The following is a 22,173-nucleotide window of genomic DNA, read 5'->3' as shown; positions in this document are numbered from 1 at the left end:
GTGTTATCAAACAAAAAAGAATATATTTTCGATCATGAAGCGTCTATACAGAAAGTCTTTCAAGCAACCGTTGATCTGTATAATAGTAAGACCGCAATCACAGTCGATGATAACGAATATAATTTCATAATGTTAAACAATTATTCTAATCAATTAGCGCGTTTATTAATGAGAGAAACTAAACCCCAAGAAATAATAGGGATATTTATGAAAGAGTCTATAGAAATGATAATAAGTATTTTTGCTATTCTAAAAGCTGGATGCACTTGTTTAATATTAGATCCGAATTTACCGACAAAAAGATTTAATGAAATAATTAAAGATTCAAAAATTGAGTTGATAATCTGTCGAGATTATTGTGATGTAAAGAATATTACCCCAACTAATTTTTTGAAATGTAACCTCAATTCAGATTTTCCATATAATGAATCAATTGAAAATATAGTATCTAATCAAAAATTAACAGATATTTCTTTCTTATTTTATACTTCGGGGTCAACTGGTACGCCTAAAGGAGTCAGAGTATCTCACGGAGCTATTTTAAATGATACTCATCCCATGATAGCACAGCCTCCTTTAAATGATTTGGATAAATTCTTGTTTACGAGTCCATTGAGTTCTATAAGGTTAATTGGGGAATTATTCTACCCTTTGTTCTTCGGAGTAAATGTTGTAATTTTATCCTCCGAATTTCATAACAATGTGGATATTATTATTGAGACGATAATTCGCGAACAAATAACAGTGCTTTTTGTTGTGCCAACCTTACTTCGTGAGATGGTATCACACTCTAGGTTTATGGAGTGTAAAAGTTTAAGACTTGTACAATCAATGGGAGAAAAATTATCAAAGTCCGTAAGGGATTCTTTTTATAAAGCTATAAACGATGTAATTCTAGTAAACATCTATGGTCAGACAGAGACAGGTATGTGTACCGTGCATTATTGCTCTTCAAGAACCAATGAACCATATAATATAAGTGGGCTTCCTGTAATAAATAGAATCATATATATATTAAATGATAATTTAACGGAAACAAAGATGGGGGATATAGGGAATATTTACATTGGAGGAAGATACTTAGCGGACGGATATTTAAATGATAGCGCATTAACACATAAGGTTTTTTTGCAAAGTCCCTTTAACTCTGCTGAAAAAATATATAAGACTGGAGATGTTGGAAGGATTTCTGGTGAAGGATATTTAGAATTTCTAGGGCGATCGAATGAGCTTGTTAAAATAGGAGGAATGCGTGTTAGTTTGCTAGAAGTTGAATCTAAAATACTAAGCTTAGAGAATGTTTCCGATTGCAAAGTGGTAACATATATTAACCACCGACAAGATAATCGACTTATGGCTTTAATTATACAAAAAAACGGGAACGAATTGAGCGCTTTTCATTTTAGAAAAGCATTGAAACATAAATTGCCGTTATTCATGATTCCAAGTAGGTTTATTTTCGTTGATAAATTTCCGACAAATAGCCATGGAAAGATAGATATTCAAAAAATACAGGAACTATCAAAAGGTGCTTATCATCAAAGTGACACAAAATTGCCAGCAAAATTATTAGATATAATTTCGTCTATACTTTGTATTTCATCAAATTCTATCAGAAATGATGATTATTTTATTGAATTGGGTGGGGACTCAATCACTGCAGTCACACTAGGTATAGAAATTGAAAAACAATTTGACAAACAATTACCTTTTGAGCAGCTCCTTTATGAATTAAATATTCAAGAAATTAGTGAATTGTTAAATTTTAAGGAGTGATTACACTGATATATAATGAAAGCAATCCAAGAGTAACTTGTTTCTTTTCTGCAGTTTCAAGCATTATTTCAAGTTACAATAACAATTATTTATTAAATGAAACCATGGTTTTTTTTTAATGAATGGCTTGAATATAAAATTTGATACCGATGAATTGGTTTTTGGGTATGATTTTAAAAGTGTAGATAAACATTCATATTTTCAAAATGGTGATCATTCCATCCTTATACCATCATTTAATAAAAAAAATGAAGTGTTGAACTATATGGTTGGTCACTTAGATCTTGGAGAGCCTTTGATTTGTTTCATAAATTCGAACATTCTTACACACCATCAAGTATATAGAAAGAACAAAGGACAAATTCATGCAATTATTATAGATAACATAAATATTTTTACAAATAAATGCAGAATAATTGACTCTCATATCAGGATTAGTTCAGAAATAATTGAAGAATTTATAGGCGAATATAATTTAAATGATATATTGCCCTTCATTATATGCATGTGGTCTTTTAAGAAAAGAGCTTACTATCTAAGCAATGAAGAATATTATAAAAAAATATTACTAGGAATGCAACGTTATATTACTGGGGATAGTAGAAACTCAGTTCATTATGGAAATTCTGCCATACATGAATATTTGAATACCAAAAAGGAAAGTTTACATCTTCTTAAAGAAGAAGAATTAATAAATTTTTGTATTCAATTATATTATGATATCCAAATTAATGGATTTGGATTTTTATTAAAATACACAATATTACTTCAGAAGGAGCTTGGAATCGATATCTCAAAAGGGACAGCAATTGAGAATAGCCTAAAAAAAATAAGTGAAAATCTTCTTAGAGCAGGGCATAAAAAAGACTATAAGAAACTAGTAACTGTGATTACCAGTCTTACTGACCTTAACTTTAAGCTAAATATCTATTTTAACGAAATAATTACTGAGATTAAAAATATTCAATAAATGTTGATGATTGAATATTGAAAATACTAACATAAGGGGAAATCAATGAAGAACGTTTTTGATTTTGATACACCTGTTGTATGGATTTTTAATATTGGTGCTGAACGATTTTGGTACCCCGAATCTAAGGGACTAACGAATTCAACCGAAGAAACTGTTATAAACTATATAGAAGAAATTAATTTACTGATTACACGAGAAATTGATTATATAATCATGAGGAAAAAACCAGATGCCTTTTTTCTTGATAATTTAATAAAAATGGGTTTTAAAATTCCTGAAATATTGCTTTTAAATATTAATGATGAAAAAGCATCAATATCAGAATTGATTCTTCGTGATGAAATTATATTAAATAAAATTAAAGAACTAGTTAAAAGCCATAAAGTAAAACTACTACCTTATGCTATTACTAATTTAGAAGAGAAAATTTCTGCTATTTGTAAAATTGATATAATACTAGAAGTTTCTTCTGAAATGGCTATAAAAATAAATGACAAAATTTCCAGCAGGAAAATAGCTCAGAAATTAAATTTTCCTATTTGCAAAGGCTATATCTGCAATAGCATTGATGAATTGATTTGTAGGTTCGAAGAATTAATTAAAGAAACTCAAAAAGTAGTGATAAAAGAACCGCATGGTGCTTCTGGTAAAGGTCTCTACATCGTTGATAATTTAAAATCATTGAAATATATAGCGCGATTAATCAAACGTATTAATAATGGTTCTGGTAAATGGTTGATCGAAAAGTGGTATCATAAGAAATTTGATCTTAACTGTCAACTGTTTATAACTGAAAAGGGAACTCAAATTTTCTCAATTAAAAAACAATTGCTTGATGGAGCAGTATATGTCGGTTCATTAAACCCTTTCATCATTGAAGAAGAATTATTAATAAAATACAAGGAATATATGACTATTTTGGGCAACTACCTTCTTGAAAGGGGATATAGAGGTGTGGTTGGGGTCGATTCTATTATAACAGTAGAAAATGAAATTATTCCACTTGTTGAAATAAACGGCAGGTTCACTCTATCTACTTATACTTCATTCTTAGAGAATATTTTTGGTCATGTATTTATATTAAATAGGTATTTTAGAGTATTATCTGGTAGATATGTGTCATATGAAGATTTAAATAAAATACTTCTAGAAAAAGATTTATTATATTCAAAATGTCAAGGAACTGGAGTATTGTTATATAATTCTGGAACTCTACCGATTCATCCAATTATAGAGAATTCTGAACAATATATAGGTAGAATTTTCTGTCTAATAATATCATCAACAGAAGAAGATGTTTATAAAATAGCGGATCGATTACAGAAAATATTACAAGGGTACTTTAAGATATTATGAGAGATTAAGTTCTTTTGATTGAGGTGAGAAAAGCATATGAATGAAACAATTAAGCTAAATGATTTTCAATTAATAAGCAATGGAGATTGTATAAACTCTTGTTTACATTCAGTATTTGACTATTTTGGTTATCGATGTGACGATTTTGCTTTATTTCTACAGTCTAATCCATTCTCAGCTTATAATCAAAATGATGAACCAGATGAAATTTTCATCGATCTCTTAAATCAATTCAAAATGATAAATACATGGCATGAAAAAAAACCGGCGTATGAATTTTTTTTAACTAGTATTAAGGGGAATTACCCAATAATTGTTTTTTTAGATACTAGCTGTTTATTCTATGATTCTGTATATCAAAAAAATACAGGAAGGCGTCATTGTATAATAGTTCATGGTGTAATTCCAGAAACCCAAGAGTTATTAATTTCGGATACTCATATCAGAACTGATAATAGTGAAATATGCAAATTTACTGGATATATTAAATTTACTGATATCAAAAATTGTATATATGTGTCTACCGCTTTAAGTCCAGGCAACAATATTGATGATATTATATTTGATCAAAACTTAGTGATAAAAGCATTAAAAAATTCGTTTAACAACGGGTTTTTCACTTCTTTAAGAGCGTTCTATGAAGAGCTGAACTTAATAGGAGAATTGAGCTGTGAAGAGTTCGAAAAAAAATGTGTTGATTACTATTATCATATTTCTGTTGCTCGATATATACAATTTAATTATTATTTAAAAGATTATTATGCCACAACTCAATTGAACTTGGAGATAACCTTATTAGATCAAATAATTGATTCTTGGGAAATAATAAAACACTTATTAATTAAAATATCTATTAGGAAAAATAAAATGCAGATTATCAAAGTGGTTGAAAAGATTAATCAAAGCATCGATTTAAGTGAAAATTTCTATTATAGAATAATAGAGAAAAATAAATAATTTTATAAAAGGGGGGATGTTAAATGAGAGAGACAATACTAAAAATATTAACAGAAGTTCTTGAAGAGAATTCCGCTGATATATATCTTATTGAAAATGATGAAGATCTAATTCACTATAACTTAAATTCTATTAAATCAATTCATTTAATTATTCATCTGGAAGATGAATTTGGTATTGAAGTCAACGATGAGGATCTGCTTTTTGAAAATTTTAATACTGTAGAAAAAATTATTAATATAATACGGAAAAACCAATAAATTGCTTACTTCTTACTATATGTAAAATTATCAAATGAGGTGTGATTTTTTTATAAAATGAAAATCAATATCCCCGGTGTATTTCTAAAAAAATTTCATAATAGAATGCAGGAACATATCAAATTAAATCTTTGGTTATTCTCCTATGTAAAGCCGTATACATGGTTTCTTATTTTACTTGTTTTTTGTAACGTAACAATTTCAATTGGGGATTTGGGCATACTCAAGACAATAGAATTGATTGTCGATAGTGTCACTGAAAAAGACGATATTCATTACTTTAAAATACTAATTTTAAGCGCTATCATTATTTTATTATTAAAATTAGTAGCGATGACCAGTAAAAATTTGCTCGAGAGAATAATTCGCGAATATGCTGCTAGAGACATTCAATATGCTTGTTTAAAACATTTCCAGAAATTAGGTGTTGGATATATTGATCAGCATCCGTCCGGGGAAACACTCACTATTCTTCAAAATGATGTAGCCGCAGTACAAAATATATATCGTACCCATTTACCAGCAATTCTATCAAATTTCATTATTCTTGCTTTCACTATGATTTTTACATTAACTATACATCTTAAATTAACAATATTATCCTTTTCTTCATTTCTAGTAGTCTATTTCATAGGGGATTTTTTTGATGAGAAAGTTTCTAAGTGGGCTAGGTTACGTATAGATGGTATACGACAATGGAATAAAAAATTGTACGATAGTTTATCTGGAATTATTGAACTTCGAGCGTTCGGGTCAGAAAAGTGGGACTTAGCTAGGTTCAAATCTATTCAAGATAATTTGAATTTCAATTATTTGCGAGCAAAAATATATATAACTTTACGTGGTGTCATTAGAAGTGGTGCCACAGTAGTTAGTCTAATAATAATACTCATTTATGCCCCAAACTATTTTATTTTAGGTGAAATCACAGTGGGACAATTCACAATATATATACTTTGCTTTCTGAATCTATCCCAAGCATTGGCTAATATAATTAATTCAATTGTTGAATCTAACTTATTACAGCATCAAGCCGTAAGAATTAAAAAATTTATAGAAACTCAGCCAATTATTACTGAAATAACTGAACCAATTATTCTCTCTTCAATAAAGGGAGACTTAGAATTTAATAATATTAGCTTTGGTTATAAAGTTCAGCAACCACCAATTATTGACCAACTAAATTTGAAAGTAAAAGCTGGTGAAAGAATTGCTATTGTTGGATCGAGTGGAGAAGGAAAAACAACTTTACTAAAATTAATTGGGCGATTTTATGATCCGAACCAAGGAGAAATCAAATTAGATGGTGTTCCTTTACAAAAGCTAAGTTTAGAACAGATTCGGCAATCTATAGGGTATGTCTTTCAAGAAACATATATCTTTGGAACAACTGTGTTGGAAAATATTAGATTCGGTAACATTGAGGCATCGGATGAACAAGTTGTCATGGCAGCTAAAGCAGCTAAAGCACATGAATTTATTATTAACCTTCCAGAAGGTTATAACACGTATCTAACAGAAAGAGGAGTGAATTTGTCAGGAGGACAAAAACAGCGTATTGCCATAGCTAGAATGTTAATTAAGAATCCTAAAATCGTCATTTTAGATGAGGCAACTTCTTCAATTGACAACATTAATGAAGTCTCAATTCGTAAAGAGCTGGATTTATTTTTTAAGATGAAAACTATTATTACAGTAGCTCACAAACTCTCTACTGTAATAGACTACGATCGCATAATAGTCATGCACAGAGGGAAAGTAGCAGAAATGGGAACTTATGTAGAATTAATGAGAAAACAAGGCCGTTTTTATAAGAGTCAGATACGATTTAATTTCCAAAATTCTACAGGAGAGGAAGATTGATGTGACGAAGCATCAATGGTTGTGGGGATATGTACGAGCAACCTTCCTATGGTTAATTCTGGGAGTTTTGATGTTGATATTTGAAAAAGTAGCTATTATTATCGGTAACCTTACTCAAAAATATATTATTGATGATGTAATAATCTTAGGTAATTACCATTTAATTCAAAATGTTATAATGATATATGTTATTTCTCAGTTTTTTTGGTTAGTAATGAAAATAGGTAATGATTATTTTCTGACAAAAACAGAAATAAAAATTGGCAGTTTAATGGACTATAATTTACTTGGAAATTTACAGAGAAAAGAAATTTCTCTCCTTCAAAAGAAAAAAACAGGTGAAATGCTTCATTATTTTACAAATGATATTTTTTCTCTGTGTAGATTTGTGGCTCATGAAATACCAAGAGGAATACAGCAAATATTTTCAGTGTTAATTTTATCATTTGTAATTATCTGGGAGGCCCCAGAAATTTTTGTGCTTATAACAGTTTTAAGTTTTCCGTACATATTAATTATAAACCGAATGGCCCCTAAAGTGAAGAAAGTTGCTCGTGAGATTCAGAGACGAAAGTCCAACATTACTGTGAAAATTGATGAAGGTGTATCTTCAGCTCGTGAAGTAGCGGCTTTTAATAGGCATAAATGGTTTGAATTATCCTATTTTAGTATATTTAATACATTTTTTGATGAAGTAATGAGAGAAGGTAAGTTGGTAAACAAACAATTGTTTTTTAGTAGCTTAATCCATTGGGGCGTCTTAATAGCTGTCCTTGGAATAGGTGGTTTAATGGTTCTACGTGGTGAACTAAATGTTGGAAGTTATATTTTAATTTATCATTTTTCAGGTCAACTGTTAGAAGCTTATAATGAAGTGTTTCAGTTTTTCATGACTATGACAGGAAAGATGGTGTACGCGGAAAGAGTTAAAAACGTGATGGAGGAAGAGGAAATTCTGGATAGTAAACAACCATTAGTAGGACAAATTAAAACTATTCGCTTTGATAATGTTTCCTTTTCTTATTCTGTTAATCATCAATTTGTATTAAGTGATATGTCAATAGAAATAACTAATGCACAAAAAATAGCAATTGTAGGCCCAAGTGGTAGCGGTAAAAGTACAATGGTTCGTTTGATACTTGGTCATTTCATACCGCGTAATGGAGAAGTTTTGATTAACGGATTAAATCAAACAAAAATAAAAAAACAGGACTATGTTTCTAAAATCAATGTGGTTTTCCAAGACCCATATATATTACCTGATACTATAAGGAACAACATAATACTAGGAAGGTGCGATATTGATGAACAGAGATTAGTGGAATCATGTAAAGTTGCGAATATTTATGAATGGATAGATTTGTTGCCTCAGAAGTTTGACACTGTTATTGGGGAAAGAGGTGTAACATTATCAGGAGGGCAGAGGCAGAGAATTGCTATTGCAAGAGCTATCGTTGGTCATCCAGAAATACTTATTCTTGATGAAGCTACATCAGCACTTGATGAAGCTACAGAGGATAAAATATTTACTGCACTAAATATTTTTAGAAAAGGGCTAACCACTTTAATAGTAACTCACCGACTATCAACCGTAAAAGATGCTGATTATATATATGTTTTTGACAACGGGTCATTAGTTGAAAAAGGGAAGTATGGAGATTTAACAAGTAAAAATGGATTGTTTAGAGAGTTATTGGATATTGAATTGGATACCAAAAAAGAATTTAATATGAAAACAAATCAAATTACAACAACACACAAATTTTTAGAGACTTATGAATAATGACATTCTCAAGACGAGAAATACATGCAAAAAAACTATGAGACTTGAATAAACCTTTTGAGAGTCAATTAAAAAAGGTACTTCCAAACCGAAGGTATAGAATTGATAGATCTATTGAATAATCCTAATTTAATTATTAGTCTTAGTTAATAGGTGATATATGCCGGGGACTCCAGTTGAGGTATTTGTATATCAAATTAGAACTAAAATTTATCCGAACTTTTATAGCAGTTAGCTTAAAAATACGATTTTAACAACAAATGAATTCATTCTATAGAATCTGGACAATGAAAGAGAGCTTACTCACCATACTTCTCGATTTCATAAAAACACACTATTTACTACATTTCGAGTCCTTTGAATTAGCAGATATATTTGAATAACCATTACATCAAATGAATTTAAAATTACATTCTATATCCCAGCTATAAATCCTTGAGATTAAAATCTTAGATCCCAGTAGAAATGAAGAACTAGAGGTGAAAATATAAATATGAATTCATTAATTTGCTCGCATGCAGAAGTGAAATTAATTCTGAAGCATTAGGGATATGTTGTATGTTGAGTCAAAATATCAATGAGTTTGGTGTAACCTCATTCATTTTGGAGAGAAAAAAGTATCTGTTGAGAATGATAGGATTCAGAGAAGTATTTTCTTCAAGATAAATAAGATGTGATTGAGATGTATGAATCCATCTTTGCAAAAAATAGCTATGGCATTTTCTTGCACTTAGAGGATCAATCAATATGCTTTTAAGATGATTTAGTTGAAATTTTTTACTGAAAGGGGAGAGAGAGGATGGTTCTTCTTCTCGATAATTACGATTCATTTACTTATAACTTGGCTCAATATATTGGTAGAATCGGGTTCAAATATCAAGTCCATAGATCTGATCAAATCAATTTAACTGAAATAGATATGTTGTCTCCTACTCATATTATTATCTCCCCAGGTCCTGGCGATCCTAATGATACTGGAATCAGTAAGGAATTAATACAATTTTATATGGGTAGGATACCAATATTAGGCATTTGTTTGGGGCATCAAACTATTGGACAAGTTTTTGGTGCGAAAGTGGTTAAAGCACCTTGTCCAATGCACGGGAAACTATCAAGTATATATCACGATGGGAGAACGGTATTTGAGAGTATCCCTTCACCCTTCAAAGCAACCCGATACCACTCTCTTATTCTTGAAAAAGAAAGCATCCCTGAGTGTATCGAAATAAGCGCAGAAACCGAGTGTGGTTTGGTAATGGGAATTAGGCATAAACATTATGAGATTGAGGGCGTGCAATTTCATCCTGAATCAATCTTGACCGAATTTGGTTTGATTCTTATTGAAAAATTCTTGGTAGGAACCACTAGGAAGGTAGAAACATGACTAAATCTACTTTATCAGCAATCGGCTTGGGATCGAATGTTGGGTCGAGAAAAGAGTATTTGTTTAGAGCAATCGAGCTTCTTAATGACCACCCTCAAATAATGATTAACAAAATATCAAGTATATATGAAACTGAACCAGTCGGAATGAAAAATCAACCGTGGTTCTTGAATATGGTTGTTAAGTTGGAAACCACTCTAGACGTTTATGAGCTATTTAATTATTTAAATAAGATCGAGAATACAATGGGCAGAACCAGGAATATTCGGTGGGGTCCACGCACTATCGATCTGGATCTTTTGTTGTATGGGGATATGATAGTTGATACGCCCGAATTAATAATTCCCCATCCTAGAATAGAGGAGAGGCTTTTTGTATTAATTCCATTAATGGAAGTTTTAGAAGATGTTGAGCTTTCTTCTTACTGGAAGAAAATCAAGACTAGTATAAGTGAAAAGTGTGATGGGGATAAAGTAATACTTTTCGAAGGGTGAGAATATGAACGAATATGATCAAGTGAATTTTCTGCAGTTCGATTTTCAGACGGAAGAAGGGAAAAACGAAACAATTCAACTTTCAAAACCGATTAAAATTGTTCAAACCTACAGTCTTGATAATGTTGTATCACTTATTGATATCGTAGAGGAAGCGTCCAATAAAGGGTATTATTGTGCGGGATTTATCTCATATGACGCAGCACCTGCATTTGATTCATATTGTTTAGTTCAAAATAGTTCAGAGTTCCCCTTATTGTGGTTTGGGGTATATGATCCTGCAGATGTGGTGAAAAAAGGAAGTGTATCTGAAAATGTTACTTCTCATGGATTTAAACTCAATTGGAAATCTTCAATTGACAAGATCCAATACATAGATTCCATCAAAAAAATTAAAGAGGAGATCTATCAAGGAAATTCCTATCAAGTTAATTATACGATGAGGCTTCGATCTCATTTTTTCGGTAATGATTATGAATTATATCGTCAGCTCCGAAAAAACCAAAACGGCAAATATAGTGCTTATCTTAATACTGGCAGACACCGTGTTTTATCGTTATCTCCTGAGTTGTTTTTCGAATGGAACGGGCAAGATATTGTTACCAGACCTATGAAAGGGACCGTTCAGCGCGGCAGATGGAGTGAAGAAGACAGGAATAATAGGGATTTTTTACTGCAATCTGAAAAAGAACGCGCTGAAAATATCATGATTGTGGATCTTTTGCGTAATGATTTAAGTAGAATATCTGATCCTATGACAATAGAGGCGAATCCAATTTTTTCTATTGAAAAATATCCTACAGTCTTTCAGATGACCTCAACAATAAGAGCTAAAACTCAACATAACGTGAAATTATCGGATGTATTTTGTGCTCTTTTCCCTTGCGGATCTATAACCGGAGCCCCGAAGATTCGTACTATGAGAATAATATCAGATATAGAAGATTCCCCAAGGGGAATATATTGTGGTGCGATTGGATTAATTGAACCGCACAAAAACAAATATATTTTTAATGTCGCTATACGTACAGTTATTATCGATAAGGAGAACAACTCTGCTGAATATGGAGTCGGTGGAGGAATAACTTGGGATTCAACGGCTGAGGGAGAGTACCAGGAAGTCATCTCAAAAGCAAAAATTCTTAAGGGGAGTGCAACCGACATTGGTTTTTTTGATAATTGGCTATAACTCATTTTGTTGGTGTTTAATTATCTGATCTTAGGAGTTATTATTGGAGATTGCACGAAGAGGCGAGCGGGGCAGAAACAGTAATCTGTGTTATAGAGGATAGGACTGTAACAACTTCCGGTAAGTTAATTTGAAACAGATATTAATTTTGCTTACGTAATTAGTTTTATTATGATTTTTTTAGAGAATTGCTAAGGAATGTAGAAATGAGGTGAACCAATGAAAAAAACTTTACTTATTGATATGGATTCGGTCTTAGCTAATTTAATGAAAGAGTGGTTTGAGCGCTACAACAAAGATTATGGAGATAATTTAACAATAGATCGGGCTTATGATTGGAATGCTACATCTTATGTAAAGAAAGAATGTGGTTATAAAATATATGATTATCTGTGTCAACCTGGAATTTTTTTAAATCTTGAACCTATGCCAAACGCGATAGATGTTTTAAAACGATTAGCGAATCGGTTCGAAATTATTATTGTAACCTCCCCCCCTTCAAAATATGCATATTTAGAAAAAGAAGAATGGTTGAGCAAATATGTTCCATTTATTGATCGTAATAATATAATATTCAGTCATAGAAAAGAATTAATCGATGGTGATTTGTTATTTGATGATGCACCTCATAATCTGATACAATTTATTAATTGTAACAAAAAGGCAGTTGCAATGGATTATCCATACAACAGAGGTGTTTCTTGCCCTCGTGTTTCAGATTGGCTTGAATTTGAGTTGAAAATAGATCTTATTATGGAACATGTCAGCGTATAAACCGAAAAAAGTCAAATTGATTAGCTCGGAAGTAAAATTATTGACTGAGGATGATTAAGGTTAACTAAATTCGAATTTCTCTATGACAACTGCGCTGATCCCACCAAACAAAGCTATCCGGTATTCCGATCTATATTGGTGGATGAGAACATATGCAGATATGAAACCTCGGAAGGTAGGCAGTGTGTATAAGTACAGTAAAGTTTACTCAGAAGGGACCCGACATCAGGCTGGGTTTATCTCAACATACGAATCAGGCTTTAATACGACGGCACCCAATACAAAAACTATTATCTATGACATATCTGCCAATCGGCTCTCGTTTCTGTACCTGTCGGTTATGTTCGATCTGTCAATGTGGTTGTCTTCCAGATCGGACACCCCAACAATTTAAAGTTTACGCTGTAGACCGTACAATCAACTGTATATAAACGCTAAGTAACTACGGCTTCACAGCGACCAAGACTTTCATTATATCTACAAGGATTACCATTGTCTTTTGGAAATGCATACATAATAATCGGCCGGGAGAGGATGATTTTTATTATGTAAAAATAAACGGTAATATACAAAGACAAATAATTAAAAGTGCCTAATAAATATCCAATGACACATTACTGCTACCGCTCTGAGTAACAGCAGCTGTTGTTTTATTTCTTTTAAGCTTTGTTGAAATAGGACGTAATCCTTATCATGGAAAATCCTTTTCATGTGCTTGTTACTCAGGAATGTACTGGTTGTTATTGCTGGAAGGATATGTTGGCCTCGGTATTCTGGAAGTATAAGCTTGCATTAACCACATTTATGAGTTAAGTGATAGAGACTTATCTAAAATGTTTCCAAAAAAATTCTCTCGCATCAATTCTGCGACATGAGAGGATATAGTTTATTTTTATTAAATGGATATATAAGGTTGAAGAACGCTTTAAGGAGGCTGAAATGAAACAAGAGACGAGATCCTAGAGCTTAAAGATCGGTTGCATGCGGTGGAGCAGCAGCTTGAGAAAAGATCAGAGGGCTCAAGGCGCTTAGAATAGTAGTTATCATTGTACTCGTTATTTTTCTTCTGTTTACTCTCATTGGCATAATCCAATATGTGAGCATTGGTTAAAGATCACCTACTAGGCGGTCTTTTTCTTTACGACTTTAGTCAGTTGAGCAAGCAATAGTGTGCGTAACATAAAACCACCTGCTATGCGGTGGAGAGATCAATGAAAGGGATGGTCTTAGATGGCAAACAAGAGCTAAAGTCCTAGCTCACACGAAGTTGATGTGATCACCCCGAAGTATAGACAGAAAGAGTTCTATAATCAAGTGAGGAAAGATTTGATCGAAATCTACGTTCGCTAAATATATTCGTGAACAAGAAGCACAAGACCAAGCGGTATACCCCAAGTGTAAACCACTCGTTGGACGGGTGGTCATGATTAGATAAATATGATCCAGGACAACATTTACCAACTAATCATGTCCATCCATGAGGGGAACATAATGGTTACGATCTCTATTTAGTCCAGGACTCTGTGGATCTCCTCCAGCATATAAGTTGCAAACCGTTTGAGCTCGTTGGGTACGTAATCCATGGTGGAATGCTCTCCTTGACGATATGCGTGCAAGGCACGCTCAATGATCGGATGGTACTCGGAGGGAAGAACAGAAAGGCCCCATTCGCCCCCTTCTTTTTTGGAGGAAACAATATTTTCTTTCAGATAATACAACACCCTGCAGAGGTTCAGCGTATAGTAGGTTGGCGAGCCGGCGATGTCTTGTACCGCACCTTCCACATCATGGAGGATGGCTTCAACATAATATTGCCGGTCAACGGGTGTAAAGACCTCTTGAATTGGTTTGCCGTACAAGACAATCCCCCGATGGTAGACCACCGTGTAATGAGCCGCTAGGTCGGCGTCCGCAAATCCTCCGCATATGTAATGGGGATCAGTTTGATACCTTTCACGGTGAAAAGCAGAGTAGTGCAGTTCGAATGGTGGCGGGTAGACGAGATTCTGCAGGCTGGATTCCAGAACAAGACTGAGCTCCAAGCCTTGCCTATTGGCCATCGTATATTCTAACGTCATAATTTTCTGAGCAAGTCGTCTCATGTGTTCATGGGATAATCTCTCCGCTGCAACTATGATCAGATCTATGTCGCTATTCTCTGGGTGAAAGCAGCCCATCGCTAATGATCCATGTAAGTATATGCCAATCAGATTGTCGTGCAGCTCCTCTTTAAACAGGTCGACCACCTGGTCTAAAACCAATTGAGTGTCCATTTATTTGAAACCCGCCTTTATTACACATTGATATATTGATTATGTTTGGAGTTTCGCTTTATTGTCAATGACCGGCATCAGTGGCGATAAATAACAGAAAGGGCGTCAAGATCTTTAAGCAAGCAGGGGAATTAAGCGCACATCTCGAAGTGAACACGGACTATGATTTGTTGAAAGGACGAGTGTATGGATACTGCTTATGTTGATCAAACAAATGCTATCAAAATATATGCTATCAAGAATTTGGCCTCTATTTCTGATGAAACATTCCGTCTCTTGTTCTGTACCTTGTCGCCTGAGCGGCAGGCGTATGTATCCAAATTCAGAAGAGCAAGCGATTATCAACGTTCTGTCCTTGGCGGTGCCTTGGTCCAGCGCATGCTTCAGGATCGACTGGGAAGGGAAAAGACTGACTTCGACATTATAAGAAATGCCTATGGTAAGCCGTATTTGAAGAATTATAACGATTTGCATTTTAATATCTCCCATTCCGGCGACTGGATTGTAGGTGCTGTTGGCAACCAGCCAGTTGGGATTGATGTGGAGAAAATGGGAACGGTTAACATGGAAATCGCCAAGCGTTTTTTCCATCCAACCGAATACAATGTACTGATGGCCTGCTGCGGCATATCTGCTCAGCTATCGCTATTCTATGATCTATGGACGTTAAAGGAAAGCTATATCAAGGCCGTCGGCAAAGGCCTCTCTTTGCCGTTGGATTCATTTGTGCTGGTGCAGCAAGACGGGGAATGGGCGCCAGTTATCAGCGAGAACGGAGATACGCACTATTTTAAACAATATGCATTAGAAGAAGGCTACAAGCTGTCGGTATGCGGCATTAGTCCTCATTTCCCGATAAACATTCAATTCGTAACCGCTGAGGAATTATGAACGGGACAAGAAAAACCAGCTCAAGGTTATCGCTTGGGCTGGTTTTTTGGGTTGTAAAGCGGTGACGTATCAGACAGGCCGCAGTTCGGGCCATGCGAGCTCAATTCCTTCGTTTACAAGCTTTTGCTGGAAGCTGGCCAATCTCTCTTCATTGTTCCGCACATCTGTTGGCAGAATGTCATGGTCGAGACAGTAGCTGATACAATACCCAGCCGCTTCCCCAATATTCCATTCTACGGGATGCAGCCTATAGCAGCCGTTGGTAATATGGGTGACGCCGATGTTTTTGCTGGCTGCCAGCACATTCTTCATCCGTTTCGGAATTAAGCTGCCAAGTGGAATTTGAAATGGTAGAGACGAGATATCAATATAAGGCCGTTCTCCTGTACTCGGATGAAGATCGATCCGGTAGCAGCCGATGCCAACGGAATCTTGGAACGTTTCCGCTACGCCATCAGGCCGTGATTCGGTAGCCACATGCTGTTCCAGCACTGTAAACTCGGCCTGAATTCTTCTGGACTCACGGATGTATGGATACATAGCCATCCCGTCTTTCGTTCCGACCACATCGGGACGAAGCCGCAGCCCCGGATAACCTTGTCCGCCGTCCGGCCGTGGCGCCTCGGTCTGAAGCCAATACAGCAGAGACAAGCTGAGCTGCTTGGCTTCATAGATATGACGGTCTGCCTCCTCCTTCGGAACATCGATAATGGAGCCCAGCCAGTAGTCGTTTTGCGGCCAGTTTACAAGCGACACCGAGCTTTCGAAAGTCCCTTCGGCGAAATGCTTGGGATCCAGGATTTGTCGGTATTGATAGAGCGGGAACTTCCCATGTCCAGGGAAAATCTCGTACTCGATCGGCTCATTCGTAGATGGTTTGATGGCAGAGAGACTCAGCAGCTTATCCGGCCAGAAATCGGGCTTATATTCCCGCCAAAAATCGTAAAGAGCGGGTTTCTCGATCGTGTGGTCCTCCCCCTCCAGATAATCCACGGCAAAGCAATAAGTGATGCCTTGCATGTCCTGCGGCAGTGAATCACCGTCTACAGCATGCGGTTCTCCTGTCTGGGATTTCGATTCAGCGCCGGTAACATATTCTATACCAGCCAGCGGAAGCAAATCACCGAGCTCAGTGGCATCCACGAAGTACGGGGCGTGAAGCGCAATTTGATCCTGCGTTTCCAGATGGCGCACGGTCACACTGTTCACGCGATCTTCTGAAACATCAGCAGACTCCACGGCATATTGATACAGGATTTTAAGCTGTCCGCTGTGTATATATGGAGCCAGCATTTGGTGCAGCACGGCAAGAGCCGTACGAGGCTCATGGCACAACCGACTGACGATACCGCTGCCAGGGTTCAATTGCATATTGGCTCTGGCCTTGGGAGTCATGGGAAAAAAATCGCGATAATACTGACGGACGCCTTCGCGGAACTGTCTGTAGCTGCGAGTACAGCCAAAGGATTCGATCCACGGATGCTCGTCGGGCGGAACCGCTTGGCTGGTTAGCTGTCCTCCGATCCAGATAGTTTCCTCGGTCATAATGACCGTCTTTCCCGATTTGGCGGCAGCAAGAGCAGCGGCTGTTCCTCCTGTCCCGCCGCCCAGAATGACGATATCGGCCTGCATTTCTCGTATCATTGACAGATTCTCCTTTTGGGATGGTTTCGTACATGATTAACAAGATCAGCACAACAAGTGACTATTCTAATTGTAGATTCTCTCCTGCAGGAAAAGTACGGGACACAGGTGACCTTTTTTGGTAATCTGATGCCGATTTGCCCCATCCATGTTATTTTTACTGCGATAGAGGATGAAGTTATGACATGTTAAACAGGAATATGAAGAATATTCGGCGAAGATGTCCACGTACTTGAGACGAAGGACAGAAAGGAATGGATATCATGAAGCTTTGGGAACAAGACATACCTGGATTGGAATCAGTGGAAGAAGAATTCATGCCTTATATGACACCTTATCTTGTAAAGAACGATACTCCCCATGGAGCCGTCCTTGTACTGCCTGGCGGGGGCTACTGGCGGCGCTCGGATCATGAGGGTCATCCGGTTGCGCTGTGGCTTAATTCGATTGGTTTATCCGCCTTTGTTGTTCATTACCGTGTTGCTCCTTATAGGCACCCATATCCGCTGCTAGACGCACAGCGTGCGATTCGGCTTGTAAGACATCATGCCAGGGAATGGAATATTGATCCGGATCGGATCGGAATTCTTGGCTTCTCTGCGGGGGGACACCTCGCGGCTACTGCCAGCACGCATTCTGATGAAGGCAAACCGGAGGCCCAGGATTCCATTGAGCGGCAAAGCTCACGTCCTAATGCATCGATTCTATGTTATCCGGTCATCTCCTTCAGAGATTTCCGGCACGAAGGCTCCGTAAACAACTTGCTGGGAGAAGATGCAGCGGAAGATCTGATAGATGCACTGTCACTCGAACATGCAGTGAAACCGGGCACGCCGCCTACATTTTTGTGGCATACCGCAGATGACGGTGCGGTACCGGTCGAGAACAGTCTGATGTATGCTAAATCGCTAAGTAAGCATTCTATTCCCTTTGAGCTTCATGTATTCCCGGAAGGACAGCACGGTATAGGTCTTGCTGAAGGGGATGACAGCGTTGCCCAGTGGACAAACTTGTGCGAAGGCTGGCTGCGGAGGATAGGATTCCTGTCGTGAAGCTTCTTCCAATGAAGGTAGGACACATCAGAATACTTGCTAATTTTTATTTGGGAGAACAACTCGATTTCTCTTATTTATAGACGACTTTTACCCGTACAGGCACTTCTAGGCCCCTGCCCACATACAATGAGAAGACCGAGAAGCCGAGCGCGATAAGGGCCGGTTGCATTGTAACTTCGCAGGAGGTGTCCTAAAGTGCCTGGATTGTTTACCGCCATAGCTTTGTTCATTAAAGAGTTGACCCTGCTCGTTTCGTATGTGAAAAACAATGCGTTTCCACAACCTCTGACCGAAGAAGAGGAAGCTAAACATCTGCTGCGTATGTCCGAAGGTGATGCTCAATCACGCAATAAACTCATTGAGCATAATCTCCGGCTGGTTGCGCACATTGTCAAAAAGTTCGATAATACCGGTGAAGATCTTGAAGATCTTATCTCCATCGGAACCATCGGTTTAATCAAGGCTATTGAAAGCTTTCGGCCTAATAAGGGCACGAAGCTCGCTACATTTGCAGCTCGTTGTATAGAGAACGAGATACTGATGCATCTTCGCTCATTGAAGAAGACACGAAAAGACGTATCACTGCATGATCCAATAGGAACGGACAAAGAGGGAAATGAAATTACTCTCATCGATATTCTCGGAAGTGAAGCGGATGATATTGTAGATGCGGTACAGTTGAAGATTGAGAAGAGCAAAATCTACCGCAACCTGGATATTTTGGATGACAGAGAGAAGGAAGTTGTCATTGGAAGATTTGGACTTGAAGCTGGCGGTGAGGAAAGAACGCAGCGTGAAATCGCCAAGGAGCTTGGCATTTCGCGCAGCTACGTGTCGCGGATAGAGAAACGGGCGCTGATGAAGCTGTATCACGAGTTTTATAAACAGAAGCGTTGAAACGATGCAGCTTCCTCACGGACGGGATCACACAAGAAGATTTGCAGCTTCTGTATTTGAACTTTACAAAATAATGATCTGCACCCCATTTTAAGTCCCGGTCAATGCATGCTAACAAACGAAAGCGAGCCTCTTCTACCAATGAGGCTCGCTTTCGTTTGTTGTTAGTCATTTCGGCAAGGTATAGATTTAGTCAGGACCCCTTCTCGTCCAGTTCGGTTTGCAAGATCTGGTCCTCCGATGGATAATCCCTCGTCATCTCTTTGTGCAGCTCTCTATTTTCGTAATCGAAGGAGTTGGGCGGTCTTTGATCCTCTCTCCAAGGGGTGCTTTTACCAAGTGTTTCAGTCAGTAGGCTGGATCCGTAAGGACCCTCAGGGAACTCCTCGGCGGTTAGATCATTCCGCTGGGACTCAACAGTTGACAGGTCCGTGTATTCTGATCGATCTTCCTTCTCAAATCCGTTCATACTGAGACCTCCCGAACAGGTTCTTCATTTCCTTTTCAGTATGCCCTGCTCAAGAGGAATCATTCTGCGTATCCGTTAAACGACGGATTACAGTCCTGCAGCACCGAATACGTTGTTGAAGGCTTGGCGAGACTTGGCGACCAGTTCCTCTGGGGTTCCCGTCGGAGTGGAAGGCATCAGAATTTCTTGCGTAACCGGACCTGCGTATCCGATCTCGTTCAATGCTTGAAGGAACCCTGGTAAATCGATAACGCCCTCTCCAGGATAAAGCCTGTCGTTATCGAGGACGTTCTGGATTGGAATGTCCTGGGCATCGTTAATATGAACATGAACGATCTGCTGCGCCTGAAGCTGCTTTATATCGGCAACCGTCATTTCATTCGTGTACCAGTGATATGCATCATAGAGCAATCCCACATTAGGTTCTCCGATCGCATCGATCCAGTCCAATGTCTCTTGCACTGTCCATATGAACGGGTTTTTCCACTGGGTGCGCAGATGATGTGGTCCTACGAACTCAAGGCCCAGTCGGATACCATATGCCCCCAGAATGCTTGCGCATGCCCGTAGTCTTGTCGTAGCCAAGGCCATAAAATGAGCCGAAGGAGCATCTGTAGAAGGAAGGATATATGTACAGCAGCGTGTGCAGCCGAGAGCACTTGCAGCAGCAGCTGCTGACGGAAGCTGCTCAAGTCCGCTTAAGAACTGTTCATCGGTCCCTCTCCATTCTACTGGCAGCCCAATAGCACCGATCTCTATTTTTTTGGTTTGCAGCAATTCGATTGCAGCTTCTCTCCCGAGACGCTCCACCAGATCACGGGCATCGATATCCACGCATTGGAACTCATATTTGGACGCTAGTTCGATCAACTGGACACCGCTTTCAAGTTGGCCGAGTCCTGCGCTTGTTAATCCTTGCAACATATTCATCGTCTCCATTCGCTGTAAGATGTCGTTTTGTTTCGGGTGCTCCATTTATATGAGTCTTCTAGTATTCCATAGTTTCTATTATGATATGTTCGACTCTATAAATCTATGATCGCTTAGCATAAATTTATATAATAAATTGAGATGAATTCTTATCGATACGAAGGGGATACCGATGTTTTGCCGAATTAACCATGTTACAGGAACTTCCACTCTACTGGCGAAAAGGAGATCTTAACTCAGGATGAACACCATAAAGCAGCGTAAGAAAGAACTTGGCAACTTGCGTCCGAAACCAACGATCGATTTGCAGGTTTTAGATCGATTCTGGGAGGAAGTGCTGACGGCATATGCCGACAAGCCTCTTCACATGATGATTCAATCAGAGGAAACCCCCTTTCCTCATATGAAAGTATCCAAAGTTTCCTACCATGGTTATGACGAAACGCCAATCCATGCATGGTATATTACGCGTACTGATCAGTTGCAAGATAACTCCTCCCCATGTATCGTAACCTTTCCGGGTTATACCGGAGACCGCGGATTCCCGGAACGATATGCTCATTGGCTGATGCTGGGTTACTCGGTGCTTGCTGTGGATGTCAGGGGACAGGGCGGAGAAACCGGAAATCTGCTGCCGCTGGACAGCGGTGTAGTTAAAGGCTGGGTGTCGCAGGGAATAACAGATATCCATCATTCGTACTACATGGCTATTGCTATGGATGCCGTCAGAGCTGTGGACGTTGCAGCACAGCAACCGGGAGTTGATCCGGGTAAAATTGCCGTAGTGGGCGGGAGTCAGGGCGGGGGATTGGCACTGCTGGCAGGGGCTTTGAATTCGAAAGTTGCAGCGATTGTGGCCGATATTCCCAACATGTGCAGAATGGATTATGGGGTTCTGCATTCGGTCAGCTCTCTGAACGAGATCGCCCAGTATATTAAACGGTATCCCCAGCAGTTGGATCAAATCCTCGAGCATCTCGCACATTTTGATATGTTAAATCTTGCGCCGCGAATTCATGTGCCGGTCATGGTATCTGTTGGATGGAAAGATACGGTTTGCATGCCTGAAACGATATATGCTGCGTACAATCGAATAGAAGCTGAAAAAGAAATACGGGACTATCCTTTCTCCGGGCATGAAGTCAATGAGTATCAGAAGCGCGAAGGAATGTTGTTTCTGGAGCGAATTTTAAACAAGGTTTAAT

19 protein-coding genes and 1 pseudogene are annotated in these 22,173 nt (G+C 37.6%); 16 read left to right on the top strand and 4 right to left on the bottom strand.

Going from position 1 to position 22,173, the window contains the following annotated elements; genetic code table 11:
* The 12 genes and pseudogenes from ABEQ74_RS21640 to ABEQ74_RS21585 form a co-directional block, all read left to right on the top strand.
* Nucleotides 1–1,776 (top strand): non-ribosomal peptide synthetase, encoded by a 1,776-nt coding sequence (locus ABEQ74_RS21640; RefSeq protein ID WP_430124193.1) that lies wholly within the window; start codon nucleotides 1–3, stop codon nucleotides 1,774–1,776.
* A gap of 118 nt (nucleotides 1,777–1,894) precedes the next feature.
* Nucleotides 1,895–2,746, top strand: a complete 852-nt coding sequence (locus ABEQ74_RS21635) for a hypothetical protein (protein WP_430124192.1) — start codon at nucleotides 1,895–1,897, stop codon at nucleotides 2,744–2,746.
* Nucleotides 2,747–2,791: 45 nt separating this feature from the next.
* A complete protein-coding gene (locus ABEQ74_RS21630) occupies nucleotides 2,792–4,105 on the top strand; it encodes an ATP-grasp domain-containing protein (protein ID WP_430124191.1) in 1,314 nt (437 codons plus the stop codon).
* 36 nt (nucleotides 4,106–4,141) lie between these two features.
* Nucleotides 4,142–5,062: a hypothetical protein gene (locus ABEQ74_RS21625; protein WP_430124190.1), complete on the top strand. Its 921-nt coding sequence runs from the start codon at nucleotides 4,142–4,144 to the stop codon at nucleotides 5,060–5,062.
* A 23-nt stretch (nucleotides 5,063–5,085) separates the two neighbouring features.
* Entirely contained in the window at nucleotides 5,086–5,322 is a 237-nt protein-coding gene (locus tag ABEQ74_RS21620; protein ID WP_430124188.1) for an acyl carrier protein, read from the top strand.
* A 57-nt stretch (nucleotides 5,323–5,379) separates the two neighbouring features.
* The gene (locus ABEQ74_RS21615) at nucleotides 5,380–7,185 is read left to right on the top strand and encodes an ABC transporter ATP-binding protein (RefSeq protein ID WP_430124187.1); all 1,806 of its coding nucleotides are present in this window, start codon (nucleotides 5,380–5,382) and stop codon (nucleotides 7,183–7,185) included.
* Between the two features lies 1 nt (nucleotide 7,186).
* Nucleotides 7,187–8,968 (top strand): ABC transporter ATP-binding protein, encoded by a 1,782-nt coding sequence (locus ABEQ74_RS21610; protein WP_430124186.1) that lies wholly within the window; start codon nucleotides 7,187–7,189, stop codon nucleotides 8,966–8,968.
* Between the two features lie 799 nt (nucleotides 8,969–9,767).
* Nucleotides 9,768–10,352, top strand: a complete 585-nt coding sequence (locus ABEQ74_RS21605) for an anthranilate synthase component II (RefSeq protein ID WP_430124185.1) — start codon at nucleotides 9,768–9,770, stop codon at nucleotides 10,350–10,352.
* Entirely contained in the window at nucleotides 10,349–10,846 is a 498-nt protein-coding gene (folK, locus tag ABEQ74_RS21600; RefSeq protein WP_430124184.1) for a 2-amino-4-hydroxy-6-hydroxymethyldihydropteridine diphosphokinase, read from the top strand. The genes ABEQ74_RS21605 and folK overlap by 4 nt, the downstream gene beginning before the upstream one ends.
* 4 nt (nucleotides 10,847–10,850) lie before the next feature.
* Nucleotides 10,851–12,035 carry an aminodeoxychorismate synthase component I gene (gene pabB, locus ABEQ74_RS21595; RefSeq protein ID WP_430124183.1) on the top strand — a complete coding sequence of 395 codons (1,185 nt, stop codon included), beginning with the start codon at nucleotides 10,851–10,853 and terminating at the stop codon, nucleotides 12,033–12,035.
* Nucleotides 12,036–12,254: 219 nt separating this feature from the next.
* Complete coding sequence (locus ABEQ74_RS21590; protein WP_430124182.1) at nucleotides 12,255–12,809, top strand: 5' nucleotidase, NT5C type; 555 nt, start codon at nucleotides 12,255–12,257, stop codon at nucleotides 12,807–12,809.
* Nucleotides 12,810–14,081: 1,272 nt separating this feature from the next.
* A pseudogene (locus ABEQ74_RS21585) lies at nucleotides 14,082–14,156 on the top strand (IS200/IS605 family transposase); the annotation flags it as partial.
* Nucleotides 14,157–14,317: 161 nt separating this feature from the next.
* Here ABEQ74_RS21585 and ABEQ74_RS21580 read toward each other — a convergent pair.
* Nucleotides 14,318–15,082 carry an aminoglycoside adenylyltransferase domain-containing protein gene (locus ABEQ74_RS21580; RefSeq protein WP_430124181.1) on the bottom strand — a complete coding sequence of 255 codons (765 nt, stop codon included), beginning with the start codon at nucleotides 15,080–15,082 and terminating at the stop codon, nucleotides 14,318–14,320.
* Nucleotides 15,083–15,268: 186 nt separating this feature from the next.
* Here ABEQ74_RS21580 and ABEQ74_RS21575 point away from each other — a divergent pair, with 186 nt between their 5' ends.
* Nucleotides 15,269–15,973, top strand: coding sequence for a 4'-phosphopantetheinyl transferase family protein (locus tag ABEQ74_RS21575; protein ID WP_430124180.1), 705 nt, complete (start codon nucleotides 15,269–15,271; stop codon nucleotides 15,971–15,973).
* Between the two features lie 69 nt (nucleotides 15,974–16,042).
* On the opposite strand, the gene ABEQ74_RS21570 is transcribed toward ABEQ74_RS21575, so the two are convergent.
* On the bottom strand, nucleotides 16,043–17,617 hold the full coding sequence (locus tag ABEQ74_RS21570) for an FAD-dependent oxidoreductase (protein WP_430124179.1): 1,575 nt from the start codon (nucleotides 17,615–17,617) through the stop codon (nucleotides 16,043–16,045).
* A 263-nt stretch (nucleotides 17,618–17,880) separates the two neighbouring features.
* On the opposite strand from ABEQ74_RS21570, the gene ABEQ74_RS21565 reads away from it, so the two are divergent.
* Both ABEQ74_RS21565 and sigK read left to right on the top strand, forming a co-directional pair.
* Complete coding sequence (locus ABEQ74_RS21565; RefSeq protein ID WP_430124178.1) at nucleotides 17,881–18,669, top strand: alpha/beta hydrolase; 789 nt, start codon at nucleotides 17,881–17,883, stop codon at nucleotides 18,667–18,669.
* Between the two features lie 198 nt (nucleotides 18,670–18,867).
* Entirely contained in the window at nucleotides 18,868–19,569 is a 702-nt protein-coding gene (gene sigK, locus ABEQ74_RS21560) for an RNA polymerase sporulation sigma factor SigK (RefSeq protein WP_430124177.1), read from the top strand.
* A gap of 193 nt (nucleotides 19,570–19,762) precedes the next feature.
* On the opposite strand, the gene ABEQ74_RS21555 is transcribed toward sigK, so the two are convergent.
* The gene (locus ABEQ74_RS21555; protein WP_430124176.1) at nucleotides 19,763–20,038 is read right to left on the bottom strand and encodes a hypothetical protein; all 276 of its coding nucleotides are present in this window, start codon (nucleotides 20,036–20,038) and stop codon (nucleotides 19,763–19,765) included.
* An 87-nt stretch (nucleotides 20,039–20,125) separates the two neighbouring features.
* Nucleotides 20,126–20,962, bottom strand: coding sequence for a sugar phosphate isomerase/epimerase family protein (locus ABEQ74_RS21550; RefSeq protein ID WP_430124175.1), 837 nt, complete (start codon nucleotides 20,960–20,962; stop codon nucleotides 20,126–20,128).
* A gap of 247 nt (nucleotides 20,963–21,209) precedes the next feature.
* Between ABEQ74_RS21550 and ABEQ74_RS21545 the strand changes: the two genes are divergently transcribed.
* A complete protein-coding gene (locus tag ABEQ74_RS21545; RefSeq protein ID WP_430124174.1) occupies nucleotides 21,210–22,172 on the top strand; it encodes an acetylxylan esterase in 963 nt (320 codons plus the stop codon).
* Nucleotide 22,173: the final 1 nt, after the last annotated feature.

The organism is Paenibacillus solani (assembly GCF_050475945.1).
In the GTDB taxonomy this organism is placed as follows: domain Bacteria; phylum Bacillota; class Bacilli; order Paenibacillales; family Paenibacillaceae; genus Paenibacillus_AQ; species Paenibacillus_AQ solani_A.
Note: the sequence above shows the minus strand (reverse complement) of the source record. Positions and strands in the feature narration are given on the sequence as shown.

Bases quoted from the DNA above. Each gene is read 5' to 3' on its own strand.
- ABEQ74_RS21635 (WP_430124192.1), top strand. From the start codon at position 1,895: ATGAATGGCTTGAATATAAAATTTGATACCGATGAATTGGTTTTTGGG.
- ABEQ74_RS21630 (WP_430124191.1), top strand. From the start codon at position 2,792: ATGAAGAACGTTTTTGATTTTGATACACCTGTTGTATGGATTTTTAAT.
- ABEQ74_RS21625 (WP_430124190.1), top strand. From the start codon at position 4,142: ATGAATGAAACAATTAAGCTAAATGATTTTCAATTAATAAGCAATGGA.
- ABEQ74_RS21620 (WP_430124188.1), top strand. From the start codon at position 5,086: ATGAGAGAGACAATACTAAAAATATTAACAGAAGTTCTTGAAGAGAAT.
- ABEQ74_RS21615 (WP_430124187.1), top strand. From the start codon at position 5,380: ATGAAAATCAATATCCCCGGTGTATTTCTAAAAAAATTTCATAATAGA.
- ABEQ74_RS21605 (WP_430124185.1), top strand. From the start codon at position 9,768: ATGGTTCTTCTTCTCGATAATTACGATTCATTTACTTATAACTTGGCT.
- folK (WP_430124184.1), top strand. From the start codon at position 10,349: ATGACTAAATCTACTTTATCAGCAATCGGCTTGGGATCGAATGTTGGG.
- pabB (WP_430124183.1), top strand. From the start codon at position 10,851: ATGAACGAATATGATCAAGTGAATTTTCTGCAGTTCGATTTTCAGACG.
- ABEQ74_RS21590 (WP_430124182.1), top strand. From the start codon at position 12,255: ATGAAAAAAACTTTACTTATTGATATGGATTCGGTCTTAGCTAATTTA.
- ABEQ74_RS21580 (WP_430124181.1), bottom strand. From the start codon at position 15,082: ATGGACACTCAATTGGTTTTAGACCAGGTGGTCGACCTGTTTAAAGAG.
- ABEQ74_RS21575 (WP_430124180.1), top strand. From the start codon at position 15,269: ATGGATACTGCTTATGTTGATCAAACAAATGCTATCAAAATATATGCT.
- ABEQ74_RS21570 (WP_430124179.1), bottom strand. From the start codon at position 17,617: ATGATACGAGAAATGCAGGCCGATATCGTCATTCTGGGCGGCGGGACA.
- ABEQ74_RS21565 (WP_430124178.1), top strand. From the start codon at position 17,881: ATGAAGCTTTGGGAACAAGACATACCTGGATTGGAATCAGTGGAAGAA.
- ABEQ74_RS21555 (WP_430124176.1), bottom strand. From the start codon at position 20,038: ATGAACGGATTTGAGAAGGAAGATCGATCAGAATACACGGACCTGTCA.
- ABEQ74_RS21550 (WP_430124175.1), bottom strand. From the start codon at position 20,962: ATGTTGCAAGGATTAACAAGCGCAGGACTCGGCCAACTTGAAAGCGGT.
- ABEQ74_RS21545 (WP_430124174.1), top strand. From the start codon at position 21,210: ATGAACACCATAAAGCAGCGTAAGAAAGAACTTGGCAACTTGCGTCCG.